Origin of the sequence: Umezawaea beigongshangensis (assembly GCF_016464305.1) — a bacterium.
GTDB classification, from domain to species: domain Bacteria; phylum Actinomycetota; class Actinomycetes; order Mycobacteriales; family Pseudonocardiaceae; genus Umezawaea_A; species Umezawaea_A beigongshangensis.
Map to the genome: position 1 here is coordinate 271,652 of NZ_JAEIOJ010000009.1, position 14,630 is coordinate 286,281.

General features: G+C 71.7%; 17 protein-coding genes. 9 read left to right on the forward strand and 8 right to left on the reverse strand.

From position 1 onward, the window contains the following. Positions 1-6: 6 nt before the first annotated feature. Positions 7-1,416, forward strand: coding sequence for an MFS transporter (locus tag IMZ35_RS22470; protein ID WP_199443124.1), 1,410 nt, complete (start codon positions 7-9; stop codon positions 1,414-1,416). Here IMZ35_RS22470 and IMZ35_RS22475 read toward each other — a convergent pair. Both IMZ35_RS22475 and IMZ35_RS22480 read right to left on the reverse strand, forming a co-directional pair. After that, positions 1,379-2,335, reverse strand: a complete 957-nt coding sequence (locus IMZ35_RS22475; protein WP_199443125.1) for a hypothetical protein — start codon at positions 2,333-2,335, stop codon at positions 1,379-1,381. The genes IMZ35_RS22470 and IMZ35_RS22475 overlap by 38 nt on opposite strands. Further along, a complete protein-coding gene (locus tag IMZ35_RS22480) occupies positions 2,332-2,673 on the reverse strand; it encodes a PadR family transcriptional regulator (RefSeq protein WP_229372931.1) in 342 nt (113 codons plus the stop codon). The genes IMZ35_RS22475 and IMZ35_RS22480 overlap by 4 nt, the downstream gene beginning before the upstream one ends. Before the next feature lie 142 nt (positions 2,674-2,815). Between IMZ35_RS22480 and IMZ35_RS22485 the strand changes: the two genes are divergently transcribed. The 6 genes from IMZ35_RS22485 to IMZ35_RS22510 all read left to right on the forward strand — a co-directional run bounded on the left by IMZ35_RS22485 (position 2,816) and on the right by IMZ35_RS22510 (position 7,415). Then, positions 2,816-4,192, forward strand: a complete 1,377-nt coding sequence (locus IMZ35_RS22485; RefSeq protein WP_307868602.1) for a serine/threonine-protein kinase — start codon at positions 2,816-2,818, stop codon at positions 4,190-4,192. Between the two features lie 6 nt (positions 4,193-4,198). Next, the gene (locus IMZ35_RS22490) at positions 4,199-4,912 is read left to right on the forward strand and encodes a thymidine kinase (protein WP_199443127.1); all 714 of its coding nucleotides are present in this window, start codon (positions 4,199-4,201) and stop codon (positions 4,910-4,912) included. 224 nt (positions 4,913-5,136) lie between these two features. Beyond that, positions 5,137-5,484: a LysR family transcriptional regulator gene (locus tag IMZ35_RS31890; RefSeq protein WP_307868603.1), complete on the forward strand. Its 348-nt coding sequence runs from the start codon at positions 5,137-5,139 to the stop codon at positions 5,482-5,484. Positions 5,485-5,518: 34 nt separating this feature from the next. Further along, the gene (locus IMZ35_RS22500; protein WP_199443128.1) at positions 5,519-6,157 is read left to right on the forward strand and encodes a LysR substrate-binding domain-containing protein; all 639 of its coding nucleotides are present in this window, start codon (positions 5,519-5,521) and stop codon (positions 6,155-6,157) included. A gap of 416 nt (positions 6,158-6,573) precedes the next feature. Then, positions 6,574-7,035: an RICIN domain-containing protein gene (locus IMZ35_RS22505; RefSeq protein WP_199443129.1), complete on the forward strand. Its 462-nt coding sequence runs from the start codon at positions 6,574-6,576 to the stop codon at positions 7,033-7,035. A 35-nt stretch (positions 7,036-7,070) separates the two neighbouring features. Then, positions 7,071-7,415: a hypothetical protein gene (locus IMZ35_RS22510; protein ID WP_199443130.1), complete on the forward strand. Its 345-nt coding sequence runs from the start codon at positions 7,071-7,073 to the stop codon at positions 7,413-7,415. Between the two features lie 80 nt (positions 7,416-7,495). On the opposite strand, the gene IMZ35_RS22515 is transcribed toward IMZ35_RS22510, so the two are convergent. The 5 genes from IMZ35_RS22515 to IMZ35_RS30935 all read right to left on the reverse strand — a co-directional run bounded on the left by IMZ35_RS22515 (position 7,496) and on the right by IMZ35_RS30935 (position 12,444). Next, positions 7,496-8,038: a potassium-transporting ATPase subunit C gene (locus IMZ35_RS22515; RefSeq protein WP_199443131.1), complete on the reverse strand. Its 543-nt coding sequence runs from the start codon at positions 8,036-8,038 to the stop codon at positions 7,496-7,498. A gap of 1 nt (position 8,039) precedes the next feature. Then, positions 8,040-10,073, reverse strand: a complete 2,034-nt coding sequence (gene kdpB, locus IMZ35_RS22520; protein ID WP_199443132.1) for a potassium-transporting ATPase subunit KdpB — start codon at positions 10,071-10,073, stop codon at positions 8,040-8,042. Next, complete coding sequence (gene kdpA, locus IMZ35_RS22525; RefSeq protein ID WP_199443133.1) at positions 10,070-11,692, reverse strand: potassium-transporting ATPase subunit KdpA; 1,623 nt, start codon at positions 11,690-11,692, stop codon at positions 10,070-10,072. Before kdpA ends, kdpB begins: the two co-directional genes overlap by 4 nt. Next, entirely contained in the window at positions 11,692-11,793 is a 102-nt protein-coding gene (kdpF, locus tag IMZ35_RS22530; protein WP_199443134.1) for a K(+)-transporting ATPase subunit F, read from the reverse strand. Before kdpF ends, kdpA begins: the two co-directional genes overlap by 1 nt. Before the next feature lie 336 nt (positions 11,794-12,129). Continuing rightward, positions 12,130-12,444, reverse strand: coding sequence for a hypothetical protein (locus IMZ35_RS30935; RefSeq protein WP_307868617.1), 315 nt, complete (start codon positions 12,442-12,444; stop codon positions 12,130-12,132). Here IMZ35_RS30935 and IMZ35_RS30940 point away from each other — a divergent pair. Continuing rightward, positions 12,389-12,646, forward strand: a complete 258-nt coding sequence (locus IMZ35_RS30940) for a hypothetical protein (RefSeq protein ID WP_229373027.1) — start codon at positions 12,389-12,391, stop codon at positions 12,644-12,646. The two genes, IMZ35_RS30935 and IMZ35_RS30940, sit on opposite strands and share 56 nt — an antisense overlap. Positions 12,647-12,725: 79 nt before the next feature. Here IMZ35_RS30940 and IMZ35_RS22540 read toward each other — a convergent pair whose 3' ends face one another. Continuing rightward, positions 12,726-13,682 (reverse strand): magnesium transporter CorA family protein, encoded by a 957-nt coding sequence (locus IMZ35_RS22540; RefSeq protein WP_199443206.1) that lies wholly within the window; start codon positions 13,680-13,682, stop codon positions 12,726-12,728. Between the two features lie 150 nt (positions 13,683-13,832). On the opposite strand from IMZ35_RS22540, the gene IMZ35_RS22545 reads away from it, so the two are divergent. Beyond that, the gene (locus tag IMZ35_RS22545) at positions 13,833-14,591 is read left to right on the forward strand and encodes an alpha/beta fold hydrolase (protein ID WP_199443136.1); all 759 of its coding nucleotides are present in this window, start codon (positions 13,833-13,835) and stop codon (positions 14,589-14,591) included. Positions 14,592-14,630: the final 39 nt, after the last annotated feature.

The window sequence follows — 14,630 nt, forward strand, 5'->3', positions numbered from 1 at the left end:
GCCGTCATGAGCGCGGTGGACAGTCCCGAACAGACCAACGGCGACGCCCCGGACCGTCGTCGCGAGCAACGCGGCTGGACCTGGTACGACTGGGCCAACTCCGTGTTCCCCACCTCCGTGGCCACGGTGTTCCTCTCCGGCTACCTCACCGCCGTCGCCTCCGAGGCGGCCAAGGCCGACACCGCCCGCAACGGCGCCGACGCCTGCGCCGACGGCGCGCTGCGCTCCTGCGACATCACCGCGTTCGGTCTCGCCTTCCCCGCCGGTTCGCTGTGGGGCTACCTGCTGTCGATCGCCACCGTCGTCCAGGTGCTCGTGCTGCCCGTGATGGGCGCCATCGCCGACCGGACCCAGAACAAGCGCCGGATGCTGGGCGCGTTCGCCTTCACCGGGTCGGCGGCCACGGCCGCGCTCGCCCTCGTCGACGGCACCAACTGGACGCTGGGCGTCCTGCTCTTCGTCCTGGGCAACATCTGCTACGGGTCGTCGGTCGTCGTCTACTACGCGTTCCTGCCCGAGATCGCGACACCGGACGAGCGCGACGCGGTGTCCGCGCGCGGCTGGGCCTTCGGCTACCTCGGCGGCGGCATCGCCCTGGGCGTGCAGCTCGTGCTGTTCCTGTCCCACGACGCCATCGGTCTCACCCAGGGCGAGGCCGTGCGCGCCGCCTTCGTCCTGTCGGGCCTGTGGTGGGCCGGGTTCACCCTCGTCCCGCTCTCCCGGCTGCGCCGCCACCAGGCGCCGCACGGCTCGGAGAGCGGCGCCTCGGTGATCACCGCCGGGTTCGCCGAACTCCGGCGGACCGCGCGGTCGGCCCGGATGTTCCCGCTGACGCTCGCGTTCCTGGCGACCTACCTCATCTACACCGACGGCATCTCCACGGTCGCCAACGTCTCCGCCCAGTACGGCCGCGACGAGCTCAAGCTCGACGAGACGGTCCTGATCACGACGATCCTGATCGTCCAGTTCGTCGCCTTCTTCGGCGGTGTCCTGCACGGCATCGGCGCGCGCCGCTGGGGCGCCAAGCGCACCATCCAGGTCAGCCTGCTCGTCTGGATCGTCGTCCTCGTGGCGGCCTACTTCGTCCAGGCCGGTCAGCAGTTGCAGTTCTACGGCCTCGCGGCGGGCATCGGCATCGTCCTGGGCGGGACGAACGCGCTCTCCCGGTCGATCTTCAGCCAGATGATCCCGCCCGGCCGCGAGGCGCAGTACTTCTCGCTCTACGAGGTCGGCGAGCGCTCCACCTCCTGGCTCGGCCCGCTGGTCTTCGCCGGGGTCGGGCAGGCCACCGGCTCGTTCCGGCTGGCCATCGTCTCGCTGGTGATCTTCTTCGTCGTCGGCTTCGTCCTGATGATCTTCGTGCCCGTGCGCAGGGCCATCAGCGAGTCGGGGAACCCGGTACCGGCGAAGGTGTGAGGCGCCGGCGTCGCGCTCGGGTCACGCCCAGCGCGACGCCGACCGCCACCAGCGCGACCACCCGGCCCACCGCGACGGCCCGGACCCCGGCGTCCGGCACACCGGCGACCAGCACGACGCGCACCGACTCGGGCAGCAGCACCAGCACGCACACCGTCAGCGCCGACGGCCACGCCCCGCCCGGTCGCGACGTCACCAGGTGCGCCACCGCCACCACCAGCAGCGCGACCACGGCGACGGGGCGCACCGCCGACGCCGCGGTCACCAGTTCCAGCGGGACCAGCGCGAGTCCGGCCAGCCACACCGCGGCCGTCCCCCGCGTCCAGGTCCGGCGCGACGGCGGCGGGGCGTCGCGGTGGAAGCCCGCCACGAGGCACGCCGCGGTCACCCACAGCGGCAGCGACACCAGCGCCCAGGTCACCGTCGAGCGCGCGGCGTCCCCCTGGACCGCGGAGGAGACGAACCACCACGCGCCCGGCAGCGCGCTCACCACCGCCAGGACCGCGGCCGTGCCGCGGCGGCCGGCGAGCAGGGCGGCCAGCGCCGCGGCGAGCAGCAGGCCGACGTGGGGCTGCCGGTCCGGCACCAGCGGCCAGCCCAGCGCCCACCGCACCGCCTGCGCCACCCCGGCGGTGACCTCCTCCGCGCTCAGCCCGACCAGGCCGAGCAGCGCCACCAGTCGCACCACCGCGCCCGGCGCCAGCACCCGCACGCCGCCGCCGTCGAGCCGGGTGCGCACGGCCAGGCCGAGGGTGGCCCACGTCTCGCCCCAGCCGGGCCAGCCGTGCTCCAGGTCGGTGCTGTCGTCGCGCTCCTCCAGGAACAGCGCGACCATCTCCTCCTCGCGCTCCTCCCGGTACCAGCGGGGCAGCGCCCGCAGCAGCCGCCGGTAGCGCGTCTCCAGGTTGCTCGCGCTCACAGCGCACCCCCGGCCAGTCCGCGCGCCCGCAGCACGCCGGACGCGGCGCGCACGTTCGCCGACAGCCTCGCCACCTCGGCCGACAGCGCCCGGTACCCGGTCTCGGTGATGCGGTAGTAGCGGCGCAGGCGGCCCTGGTGCACCTCCTCGCGATCCCGCTCGGCCAGCCCGTCGGCGACCAGGCGGTCCAGCACGCCGTAGAGGGTGCCCACCCGCAGCCGGGTCCTCCCCTCCGACAGCGCGGCCACCGACCGCACGATCGCGTACCCGTGCAGCGGCTCCTCCGCCAGCGCTGTCAGCACCAGGAAGGTCTGCTCGGTCATCACCCGACTGCTCATGCACCGAGTTATATCGGAAAGCGTACTATCAGCGCCAGTGTTCTCCCAGCTGACGACGCCGGAGTCGAACGCCGCATGACGAGACGGTGACATCGGCGACCCCCTGGTTTGGCCGAACGGGGGAACGGGGAACCACTGGAACGTGCTTCCGCTACTGGCTGACCGCTACCAACTGCTGGAACGAATCGGTTCCGGCGGGATGGGTGTGGTGTGGGCCGCGAGAGACGAGCTCCTCCGGCGCGAGGTCGCCGTCAAGGAGGTGCTGCCCGCGCACCGCGACCGCATCGAGCACGAGGCGCAGGTCGCGGCGAGGGTCTCCCACCCGCACGTCGTGACCGTCTACGACCTGTTCTACGAGCAGGGCCGTCCGTGGCTGGTCATGGAACTGGTCCGCTCCAGGGCGCTGTCCGCGGTGATCGAGGACGAGGGTCCGCTGCCCGTGCAGCAGGTCGCCCACATCGGCCACCAGGTCCTCTCCGGACTCGCCGCCGTGCACGCGCAGGGCATCCTGCACTGCGACATCAAGCCCGGCAACGTGCTGCTCGACGACAACACCCGCGCCCACCTCACCGACTTCGGCATCGCGGCCGACACCGGCACCTCCAACGACGGTGCCAAGATCTTCGGCGCTCCCGCCTACATCGCTCCCGAACGCGCCCGCGGCCTGCCCATCGGCCCGGCGTCCGACCTGTGGTCGCTCGGCGCCACCCTCTACACGGCCGTCGAGGGCCACGCCCCGCTGGACAAGGGCGACCCGCTGGCCACGATGACCGCCGTGGTGATGGAGGACGTCGAGCCGCCCCGCCGAGCCGGCCGCCTCACCCCGTTGCTGAACGACCTGCTCGACCGCGACCCGGAACGGCGTCCCGGCTTCGACGAGGTGGACCGGAGGTTGCGCGAAGCCGCCGACGAGCCCGACACCATCGTGATCAGGCAGCGCGTCACCGGCGACCTGGCCCCGCCGACCGCCGTCGTCGACCCCGTGCCCACGAACGTCTCCCCGATCGCGCGCCGCCGCCCGCCGTTCGCGCTGGCGGGAGGAGTGCTCGCGGCGGCCGCGGCGGTGGTCGCCGTGCCGCTGTTCGGCTTCACCAGCGATCCCGGCCAGGGCAACGCCCCCGTCCCGGCCATCAGCACCCAGGCCCAGGCCCCGGTCGACGCCGCCGAGGCGTCCCCGCAGACGCCGGAGGCCGCCGTCCCGGCCGAGGCGGTGGTCCAGGAGCCGGCTCCCGTCGCCCAGACCGAGGCGCTGAACGTCACCGAGGCACCCGCTGCCCGGGTCCCCGTCGAGGAGCCGGTGGTCCCCGTCGAGCAGGTGGAGCCCGTCGTCCCGGTGGAGCCGGTGGAGCCGGTGGAGTCCTCGCAACCGGACACCACGTCCACCGGGACGACGGTGCCGGAGACCAGCAGCGCCCCCATCGACCCCGAGCCCACCGCGGAGCCGACGACCCCGCCGGTCGAGGAGACCAGCGTCCCGGACGCCACGTCGGCGCCCGCGTCGGAGGACCCACTAGGCTGACCCCGCGTGGAGCCCCTTCCCGCAGATCCCGACCCCACCGACGCGCTGTCGGCCATCCCCGCCGCCGGAGCGCGACGAGCGCTGGGCGTCCTCGGCAGGGTGCGGTTCTTCCACGGTCCGATGGACTGCGGAAAGTCCACCCTGGCGCTGCAGATCGATCACAACCAGGCCCGGCAGGGCCGGTGCGGGTTGCTGCTGGTGCGCCACGACCGCTCCGGCACCCCCACCATCTCCAGCCGCATGGGCATCACCCGCGCCGCGCTGGAGGTGCACGAGACGATGGACGTCTGCGCCCTGGTCCGCGAGCACTGGGCGCGCGGCGTGCGAGTGGACTACCTCATCGTCGACGAGGCGCAGTTCCTCTCCCCCGCCCAGGTCGACCAGCTCGCCGAACTCGCCGACGACTCCCAGATCGACGTCTACGCCTTCGGCCTGGCCACCGACTTCCGCAGCCAGCTCTTCCCCGGCTCCCAACGCCTCTTCGAACTCGCCGACGAGCTCAACGCCATCCAGGTCGAGGTCCTCTGCTGGTGCGGCCTGCCCGGCCGCTTCAACTCCCGCATCCACGACGACCAGGTCGTCCGCGCCGGACACACCGTCCTCGTCGCCGACACCAACCCCGCCGACGAGGTCCGCTACCAGGTCCTCTGCCGCCGCCACTACCGCACCGGCGACCTCGGCCCCACCGCCACCCACCCCGAACAACTCCGCCTCGCCTGACGCCGCAACACCGACGTGGCCAGTGCCGCACCGGGCAACGTCCCCCCTGGTGACGGTCTCGCGCAGGCGCTCGTCGTGGGCGTGCTCGCCTCGCCAGATGATGCGGCGGCGGATCGTGCTGCTCCGCTCGTGGTGACCCTGGGTGGTCGGTGCCGTCGAGGGTGACGTGGCGCGGGGCGGTGAACCGGGCCTCGACGCGGTTGGGCCAGGAGGAGTTGGTCCGGGTGCGGGCGATCTCGACGTCGTTGGCCTCGGCCCGCTCTGCGGCCCGGTCGTGGGCGGCGAACAGGTGCCGAACCCCGTCGGGAGAAGACAAGCCGGCGTCCCAGGACTGGAGCAGGATCGACCTCAACCTCTTCGTCCCGCTGAACGCCTTGCTGATCGAACGGAACGTCGCGAAAGCCGCCGAACGGATCTTCGTCACCCAGCCCGCGATGAGCGCCGCGCTCGCCAAACTGCGCCGGGTCTTCGACGACCCGCTGCTCGTGCGCGACGGCCGCGAGCTCGTGCTCACCCCCCTTCGCCGAGTCACTGCGCCAGCCGGTGCAGGAGATGATGCTCTCGGCCCGTGACATGATGAACGCCAATCGGCAGTTCGATCCCGCGGTGTCGAAGCGCACGTTCACCGTCATCGCGAGCGACTGCACCACGACCGTCCTCCTGGGACCGCTGCTGCCCCGACTGCTGGCCGAGGCTCCCGGTGTGCGGATCAAGGTCGCGCCGCCGGGGCCCGACTACGTCGACGCCGTCCGCTCGGTCCGGTGCGACCTGCTCTTCTGGCCGTCGTACCTGCTGAACCCCGAGCTGGACAGGTTCCCGCGCGCCCCCCTGTTCACCGACGAGTTCGTGCTGGCCGCCGCGCGCGACAGCACCTCGTTCGACCACCCGCTGAGCGCGGCGGAGCTGGCGACGACACCGTGCGTGCGACTGACTCCGTTCACGTGCCGGGACAACACGATCGACCTGATCGCCGCTCTCGAATCGGCGGCACCCCCCGTGATCACCGTCGGCTCGTTCGCGCTGGCTCTGGAAGTGGTGTCCCGCACCCATCTCGTCACGACGGCCCAGCGCCGGTTGTTCGAGCTGAAGCGCGAGGCTCTCGGCCTGCGGGAGGTCGAGATGGCGACGCCCCTGCCCGAACTGACCATGACGATGTACTGGCACCCCCGCACCGGTCGTTCCCCCGCCCACCAGTGGCTGCGGTCCCGCGTGCAGGACGCCGCCGCCGCACTCGGGCTCTCCTGAGCCCGTCATCCGCGGTCGGCTGCGCACCCGAGCACGTCGCGCTGGGCTCGACCCGTTGTGACGGACGTCCGAGATCGGGAGACGTGTGTCCCCGGAGAGATGTCCCCGGAGAGATGTCCCCGCGGATCGGGTCCACGTCGACCGGTGACCACCCGCACACGTCCGACGACGTGCCCACGACGACTGCTGTGGGGCGTTCCGCCTCGCCCGGCCCCGCAGCGCCGAACGGCCGTGCTCGGCCGCGCATCAGGCGGAGTGGATCACGTGACGCGCAGGTGAAGATCAGAAGAACGTGATCATTTGCTCTTTGCGCACACAACATCACCCTTCGTAACGTGGCGGTGCGGGTCGTCCGGCCCGCCCGATCACGTGCAGGAGATGCGATGTCCCGCTTTCGCAGAACGGTTTTCGCTGCTGTGGCAGCTGCCGGCCTCACCGCGGCCACGGCCACGCCGGCCAGCGCGGCGACCTACTACAACCTCGTGAACTTCAAGAGCGGCAAGTGCATGTCCGTCGAGGGCAACGGCAGCGACGCCAACGGCGCCAACGTCATCCAGTGGAGCTGCAACGACGGCACCGAGCAGCTCTGGTACTGGTCCGGCAGCCAGCTGAAGAACAGCAAGAGCGGCAAGTGCCTCTCCGTCGCCGGCGGCGGCAGCACGGCCAACGGCGCCGAGCTGATCCAGTGGAGCTGCAACGGCGGGGCCGAGCAGGCCTGGGAGCCCTCGGGCGGCTACCTGTTCAACTACAAGAGCGGCAAGGTCGCCTCGGTGTCCGGCGGCGGCAGCACCGCCAACGGAGCCGAGGTGGTCCAGTGGTCGGCCAACGGCGGCGGCGAGCAGGGCTGGGACTTCGTCGCCCGCTTCATCGACGTCTGATCCGCCGTCCCACCAACACGAACTGGGGTTTCACCGTGCTTCTCACCACCGTCAGGAAGGTCGGCGTCGTCCTCGCCGCGGTCGCCGGCGCGGCCGTCCTCTCCGCCTCCCCCGCCTCCGCCGCACAGCAGTGCGGCAACCTGGGCGGTCCCGAGGGCGGCACGCTGCCGCTGTGCAAGTCCTGGGTCTGGGACGGCAACGACCACGACGGCAGGTGGTGGACGGACGGCCCGTCCTCCCTGCCCTCGCAGACCTACCTGCAGCGCTCCGAGGACGGTTCCGTGAAGAACTCGTCCTTCTCCGGCAGCTACCAGGACGTCACGAAGATCGCCTTCCGCCTCTGCGACAGCCTGTCCGGGCGCTGCACCAGCTGGTGGTGATCGAGCGGGAAGCGTGCCACCCGGCACGCTTCCCGTCCGCCGCGCCGCCAGCGGGGCGGTGCGGCCGTCCTCGCCCGGCATCACGTCGCGGACTCGACCGCTCGGTTGAGGGCGGTGACGTTGACGCCGGGCTCGCCCAGAAGACCGGCGCTCCGCCCGTCGGTGCTGGCCGCGATCAGCTCGCGCACCCGTTGCTCGGACAGCCCGTTCTCCCCGGCCACCCGCGGCAGCTGCAACTCGGCGTAGGCGGCGCTGATGTGCGGGTCCAGGCCGGAGGCCGAGGCGGTCACCGCGTCCTGCGGCACCCGGTCCTGCGCGACGCCCTCGCGCCGGGCGATCTCGGTCCGGCGTTGCGCCACGACCGCGTCCTGGTCCTCGTCGTGCTCGCCCTTGTTGGAGCCGCCGGAGGCGGGGAGCGTCGCCGCCGAGGGTCGGGTGTGGAACCACCGGTCGCCCTGGCGGTCGATCCCGACCAGGGTGGTGTCGACGGCCTCGGCGTTGGCGTGCAGCCCCGGTGCGCGGGACACCGTCCACACCGCGGCGGGGTAGAGGACTCCGGTGATGACGGTGAGCACGAGCAGCACGCGGAGTCCGGCGAGCGCCTGTGCGACGAAGTTGGTCATGTCAGCCGATCCCGGGGACGAGTCGCACGAGCAGGTCGATGAGCCAGATCCCGGCGAACGGGGTGATCACGCCGCCGACGCCGTAGAGCAGGAGGTTGCGCCGCAGCAGCGCGGAGGCGCTGGAGGGCCTGTACCGCACGCCGCGCAGGGCCAGCGGGACGAGCGCCACGACGATCAGCGCGTTGAAGATCACCGCGGACAGGATCGCCGACTGCGGCGAGTCCAGGCGCATGACGTTGAGCCGGTCGAGCTGGGGGTGGATGCCCGCGAACATCGCGGGGAGGATCGCGAAGTACTTCGCCAGGTCGTTGGCCAAGGAGAACGTGGTCAGCGCTCCCCTGGTGATCAGCAGCTGCTTGCCGATCTCCACGATCTCGATCAGCTTCGTCGGGTCGGAGTCCAGGTCCACCATGTTCCCGGCCTCCTTGGCGGCCGAGGTGCCGGTGTTCATGGCCACGCCCACGTCCGACTGGGCCAGGGCGGGCGCGTCGTTGGTGCCGTCCCCGGTCATCGCGACCAGCTTGCCGCTGTCCTGCTCGCGGCGGATCAGGGCCATCTTGTCCTCGGGCCTGGCCTCGGCGAGGAAGTCGTCCACCCCCGCCTCCGCCGCGATCGCCCTCGCGGTCAGCGGGTTGTCGCCGGTGACCATGACCGTGCGGATGCCCATGGCGCGCAGTTCGGCGAAGCGCTCCCTCGTGCCGGGCTTGACCACGTCGGACAGCCGGACGACCCCGAGGACCCGGTCGTCCTCGGCCACCACCAGCGGTGTGCCGCCCCGCGTGCTGATCTCGTCCACGACGGCCCTCGTGTCCGCGTCGAGGGTGAAGGCGCTCGCCGCGCCCTTGCGCACACGACGGCCGTCCAGGTCGATGCCGCTCAGGCGGGTCTGCGCGGTGAACGGGACGAACTCGCCGGTCTTCTCCCGCTCGTCCGGTTCGGCGGGCAGGCCGTACCGCCGCACGCACAGCTCGACGACGCTGCGGCCCTCGGGGGTGCCGTCGGCCAGCGACGACAGCCGTGCGGCGCGCGCCAGTTCTTCCTCGCTCGTGCCGCGCACCGGGACGAACTCGGTGGCCCGCCGGTTGCCCCACGTGATGGTGCCGGTCTTGTCCAGCAGCAGGGTGTCGACGTCGCCGGCGGCTTCGACGGCCCTGCCGGAGGTGGCGAGCACGTTGCGCTGCACCAGCCGGTCCATGCCCGCGATGCCGATCGCCGACAGCAGCGCGCCGATCGTGGTGGGGATCAGGCACACCAGCAGCGCGGTCAGCACGATCACCGACTGCTCGCCGCCGGAGTGGATCGCGAACGGTTGCAGCGCCACCACCGCGAGCAGGAAGACGATCGTCAACGTGGACAGCAGGATCGTCAGGGCGACCTCGTTCGGCGTCTTCTGCCGCTGCGCGCCCTCGACCAGACCGATCATCCGGTCCACGAAGGACTCACCGGGTTTCGTGGTGATCCGCACGACGATCCGGTCGGACAGCACCGCCGTGCCGCCGGTCACCGCCGAACGGTCGCCTCCTGACTCGCGGATCACCGGCGCGGACTCGCCGGTGATCGCGGACTCGTCCACGGTCGCGATGCCCTCGACCACGTCGCCGTCGCCGGGGATCACCTCGCCGGCCTCGACCACGACCAGGTCGCCGACCCGGAGAGCGGTGCCGGGCACGGACTCCCCGGTCGTGAGGCGTGCGACCGCGTCCCCCCTGGTCCGGCGCAGCGATTCGGCCTGCGCCTTGCCGCGTCCCTCGGCCACGGCCTCGGCCAGGCCCGCGAACAGGACCGTGAGCCACAGCCACACCGCCACCGCGACGGTGAAGACGTCCGGGTCGGCGGCGGCGAACACCGTGACCAGGATCGACCCGGCCCAGACGACGAACACGACCGGGTTGCGGAGCTGGTGGCGGGGGTGCAGTTTGCGCAGCGCGTCGGGGAGGGAGACGAGGAGCTGCCGGGGGTGGAACACGCCCGCGGAGACCTGGCGGCCGCGGCTCTCGCCGGGGCTCCGCGTCGGGGCGTCGGTTGTCGTGGTCACAGCAGGGCCTCCGCGATGGGACCGAGAGCGAGTGCGGGAACGAAGGTGAGCGCGGCGACCAGCACGATCGCCCCGCCGAGCAGGGTCGCGAACAGCGGACCGGTGGTGGGCAGCGTTCCCGCCGTGACCGGGACCTTCTTCTGCGCGGCCAGGGAACCGGCGAGGCACAGCACGGCGACGATCGGCACGAACCGGCCGAACGCCATGCACACGGCCAGGGACGCCTGGAACCAGTCGCCGGTGACGGTGATGCCGGCGAACGCGCTGCCGTTGTTGTTCGACGCGGAGGCGTAGGCGTAGAGGATCTCCGACAGGCCGTGCGCTCCCGAGTTGGTCAGCGCCTCCCGCGTGGAGGGCAGGACCGCGGCGATGCCCGCGCCGACCAGGACCAGCGCGGGCATCGCCAGGATCGAGACCGCGGCGGCGGTCACCTCGCGCTGGCCGAGCTTCTTGCCCAGGTACTCCGGTGTGCGGCCGACCATCAGGCCGGCGAGGAACATCGCGATCACCGACATCACCAGGACGCTGTAGAGACCCGTGCCCACACCGCCCGGTGTCATCTCGCCGAACAGCATGTTCAGCAGCGTGCCGCCGCCACCCAGACCGGTGAAGCTGTCGTGCATCGAGTTGACCGCGCCGGTGGACGTGGCCGTGGTGGTGTTGGCGAACAACGCGCTCGACGGGATGCCGAAGCGGAGTTCCTTGCCCTCCAGGGGGCGCAGGCCGCTCGCCTCCGCCGCCCAGATCACCCCGAGCACCGCCGTCCACAGCACGCCCATCACGCCGAGCAGGACGTGGCCCTGCCTGCGGTCGCCGACCATCGTGCCGAACGTGCGGGTCAGCGACACCGGGATCAGCAGGATCAGGAAGACCTCGATCAGGTTGGTCCAGCCGCTGGGGTTCTCGAAGGGGTGCGCGGAGTTGGCGTTGAGGACACCGCCGCCGTTGGTGCCCAGCTCCTTGATCGCCTCCTGGCTGGCGACCGGCGCGGTGGCGACGGTGTGCCCGTCGACGTCCACACCGGACTCCAGGCTCATCACCACGCCCGAGGCCACCAGCACGATCGCGAACACGAACGCCACCGGCAGCAGGACGCGCAGGGTGCCTCGGGTCAGGTCGACCCAGAAGTTCCCCAGCCGGTCGGCCCGGCTGCGGGTGAACCCGCGGACCAGTGCGACGGCGACCGCCATGCCCACGGCGCCGGACACGAAGTTCTGCACCGTGAGACCCACCATCTGCACGGTGTGGCCCATGACCGTCTCGGGCACGTAGGACTGCCAGTTGGTGTTGGTCACGAAGCTGATCGCGGTGTTGAACGCCGTGCTCGTCGGAACGTCGCCGCGCCCGTGGTCGAACGGGAGGACCGACTGGGTCCGTTGCAGGACGAACAGCAGGACCACACCGACGAAGGAGAACCCGAGCACGGCCCTGGCGTAGGTTCCCCACCTCTGCTCGGAATCGGGGTCGACCCGCGCGACGCGGTAGACCGCGCGCTCGATCCTCGTGTGCTCGGAGCCGGTGTAGACGCGGGCCACGTGGTCGCCGAACGGCCGGTGCACCACGGCCAGGGCGACCACCAGCACGCCGACCTGGAGCAGGCCGGCCGCGGTCGAGGACATCAGAACTTCTCCGGCCTGATCAGAGCGACGAACAGGTAGCCGATCAACACCAGGGCGAGCACGCCGCCGACGACGTTCGCCACCGTCCCCGTGCCGTTCACAACTTCTCCAGACCGCGCACCGTCAGCGCCAGCAACAGGAACACACCGATCAGCAGCAACGCGTAGGCCAGGTCGGCCACGACCGCGCTCCCTTCCGACTCCGAGCGGTTCACCCGATGAACCGCAACGCCGAAAGAGTGCGGCACGACGTGCGTCGTCCCGGATCGCCTGACGGGTCCTTGACGCCGTCACGCAGGACCTTTGCGCCGTGTTGACGGCCGAGCGACGTGGGTCACCCGGTTCCGCCGCCCGCGGACTCGCGCCGCGACCGCTGCTCGGTGGTGCCGCGCCGGGGAGGAGCGGACCCCGGTGCGCGGGTGCCCGGCCTCCGCCGGGTCAGCGCACGGTCGGCAGCCCGGCCGCGGTGGCGGCGATCGTGCGCCGCAACGTCGGCCGGAACGGCGGGAACACCCGTGCGATCTCCGGTTCGCGGTCGTACAGCTGCCGCAGCGCCTCCGGGGGGCGGGTCAGCGGGAACAGCTTCGCGACGAACGCGCTGGCGGCCATGACCAGGGAAGCTCCGTCAGCGCTGGTCAGCTGCGGGCAGGCGACGGCGATCTGCTGACCGACGGTGAAGTAGGTGTGCTTCGGCGCGATGACCTTCGACGTGTACGACCGGGTGATCGACGAGGTCCGCGGCCGGGCGACGATCCGGTGGGCGTGCCGGCTGGACCTGACCGGGACGCGCGGTCGGCGCGCGCTGCCGCCGCTGCGGTGGTTCGCCCGCCTCCGCCACGGCGGCCGTGTGCAGTGGCACGGCCCGGACGTCTTCCACGTGGACACCGCCGGAAGGATCACCGGCAAGTTCACCTGCGCGACCTTCCGCCTGCCGCTCTGGGAACGGGGGCACTGACGCCGATCGCGCCCACCGGGACGGACGTGGCGCGGGCGGGGCTCGCCGAAGTCCTCCGGAGGAGCGCCGGCGGTGACCTTCACAGCCAGTCGCGGCGCTTGAACATCGTGTACAGGCCGCCGGAGACGACGACCAGCAGCGTGGTGGAGGCCCAGAAGCCCCAGGGCTGCTCCGCGCCGGGATAGGGGACGTTCTGGCCGTAGAAGCCGGTGATCGCGGTGGGGACGGCGATGATGGCGGCCCATCCCGTCACCCTCTTCATGATCATGTTGAGACGGTTGCTCTGGATGTTGAGCTGGGTCTCGCGGATCGTGGCGACGAGTTCGCGCAACGACTCCGTCCACTCGGTCGCGCGCAGGACGTGGTCGTAGACGTCCTGGAAGTAGGGGCGCATCTGCTCGTCGACGAGGTGGTGGTCGCGGCGCATCACCGTGTTGACCACCTCGCGCATCGGCAGCACGACCTTGCGCAGCGTCACCAGCGACTTGCGCAGGGCCAGGGAGCGGCGCTGCACGTCGGTGTTGTCGACCTGCTCGGAGAACACGCTCTCCTCCAGGTCCTCGATCTGCCCGTCGAGGGACTGCACCGCCTCGAAGTGCCCGTCGACCACGTAGTCCAGCAGGCCGTGCAGCAGGAACCCCGTGCCGCCCTTGGCGAGTTCGGCGGAGCCGTTCCAGCGGGAGACGACGGCCTCGATGTCGAAGTGGTCGTCCTTGCGCACGGTCACCAGGGCGCGCGGGGTCAGGAACGCGGCCAGTTCCGAGGTCACCAGGTGCCCCGAGCCGGCGTCCAGGCGCACCGCGTAGGCGGTGAGGAAGGCGTGGGAGTCGTAGAGGTCGAGCTTGGGACGCTGGTGCTCGTGCACGGCGTCCTCCACGGCCAGGGCGTGCAGGCCGAGCTCCTCCGCGATCACCGCCAGGTCGGCTTCGGTGGGAGCGCAGAAGTCCATCCACACCGTGGCGTCCGGATCTCGCAGGTGCTCGGAGGTGTCGGCGACGGGGAAGTCCTCGGACTCCAGAACACCGTTGCGGTACAGACGCGTGCGTGCCACGGGAGCGGATCGTAGTCCCACCGGCGCACCACCCGGCACGACAGCACCCCCACGGCCGCGGACGAGGTCGGTGCGGTGCGACACGACCCGCCGCCGTGCTTGACGGGTCGTCGCCCGCTCGCCAGACTCCCGGCCATGACACCTCGCCCCGTCGTCGTCGGGACGGGCCCGCGGCACGTCCTCGCCCTGCACGGCTGGTTCGGTTCCGCGACCGGGTGGGGCCCGTTCGCCGAACTGCTGGACGGCGACCGGTACTCCGTCGCCTTCGTCGACTACCGCGGGTACGGCGCTCGACGAGGCGAGACCGGTTCCTTCACGCTCGCCGAGATCGCGACCGACGCCCTGGCCGCGGCCGACGGACTCGGGTGGTCGGACTTCGCGGTGATGGGCCACTCCATGGGCGGGACCGCGATGCAGCGCGTGCTGGCCGACGCGCCGGACCGGGTGCGCGGCCTGCTCGGCATCAGCCCCGTCCCGTCCACGGGTGTGCCGTTCGACGACCGGGGCTGGCAGCTGTTCAGCAGCGCCGCCGAGGACCCGGCGAGCCGGTACGCCATCGTCGACCTCACCACGGGCAACCGGCTGTCCCCGACGTGGATCGACCGCGTGGTGCGGTTCTCGCTCGCCCAGTCCGACGTCTCCGCCTTCGCCGCCTACCTGGATGCCTGGGCGAGGACCGACTTCGCCGACGAGGTGAACGGCAACCCCGTGCCGGTCCAGGTCGTGGTCGGCGAGCACGATCCCGCCCTCGGCGCGTCCGTCGTGGAGCAGACCTTCCTCCAGCAGTTCCCGAACGCGGCGCTCGAAGTGCTGCCCAACGCCGGGCACTACGCGATGTTCGAGACGCCGGTCGCGCTGCTGACCTGCGCCGAGCGGTTCTTCGACGGGCTCTGACGAGCAGGGGCACGCACCCCGCCGCGCGCTGGCCGCTGT

What these genes read in the sequence shown, in the direction of transcription:
- IMZ35_RS22470 (WP_199443124.1), top strand. Translation starts at nt 7, where the DNA reads ATGAGCGCGGTGGACAGTCCCGAACAGACCAACGGCGACGCCCCGGAC.
- IMZ35_RS22480 (WP_229372931.1), bottom strand. Translation starts at nt 2,673, where the DNA reads ATGAGCAGTCGGGTGATGACCGAGCAGACCTTCCTGGTGCTGACAGCG.
- IMZ35_RS22515 (WP_199443131.1), bottom strand. Translation starts at nt 8,038, where the DNA reads ATGACCAACTTCGTCGCACAGGCGCTCGCCGGACTCCGCGTGCTGCTC.
- kdpA (WP_199443133.1), bottom strand. Translation starts at nt 11,692, where the DNA reads ATGTCCTCGACCGCGGCCGGCCTGCTCCAGGTCGGCGTGCTGGTGGTC.
- IMZ35_RS30940 (WP_229373027.1), top strand. Translation starts at nt 12,389, where the DNA reads ATGACCTTCGACGTGTACGACCGGGTGATCGACGAGGTCCGCGGCCGG.
- IMZ35_RS22545 (WP_199443136.1), top strand. Translation starts at nt 13,833, where the DNA reads ATGACACCTCGCCCCGTCGTCGTCGGGACGGGCCCGCGGCACGTCCTC.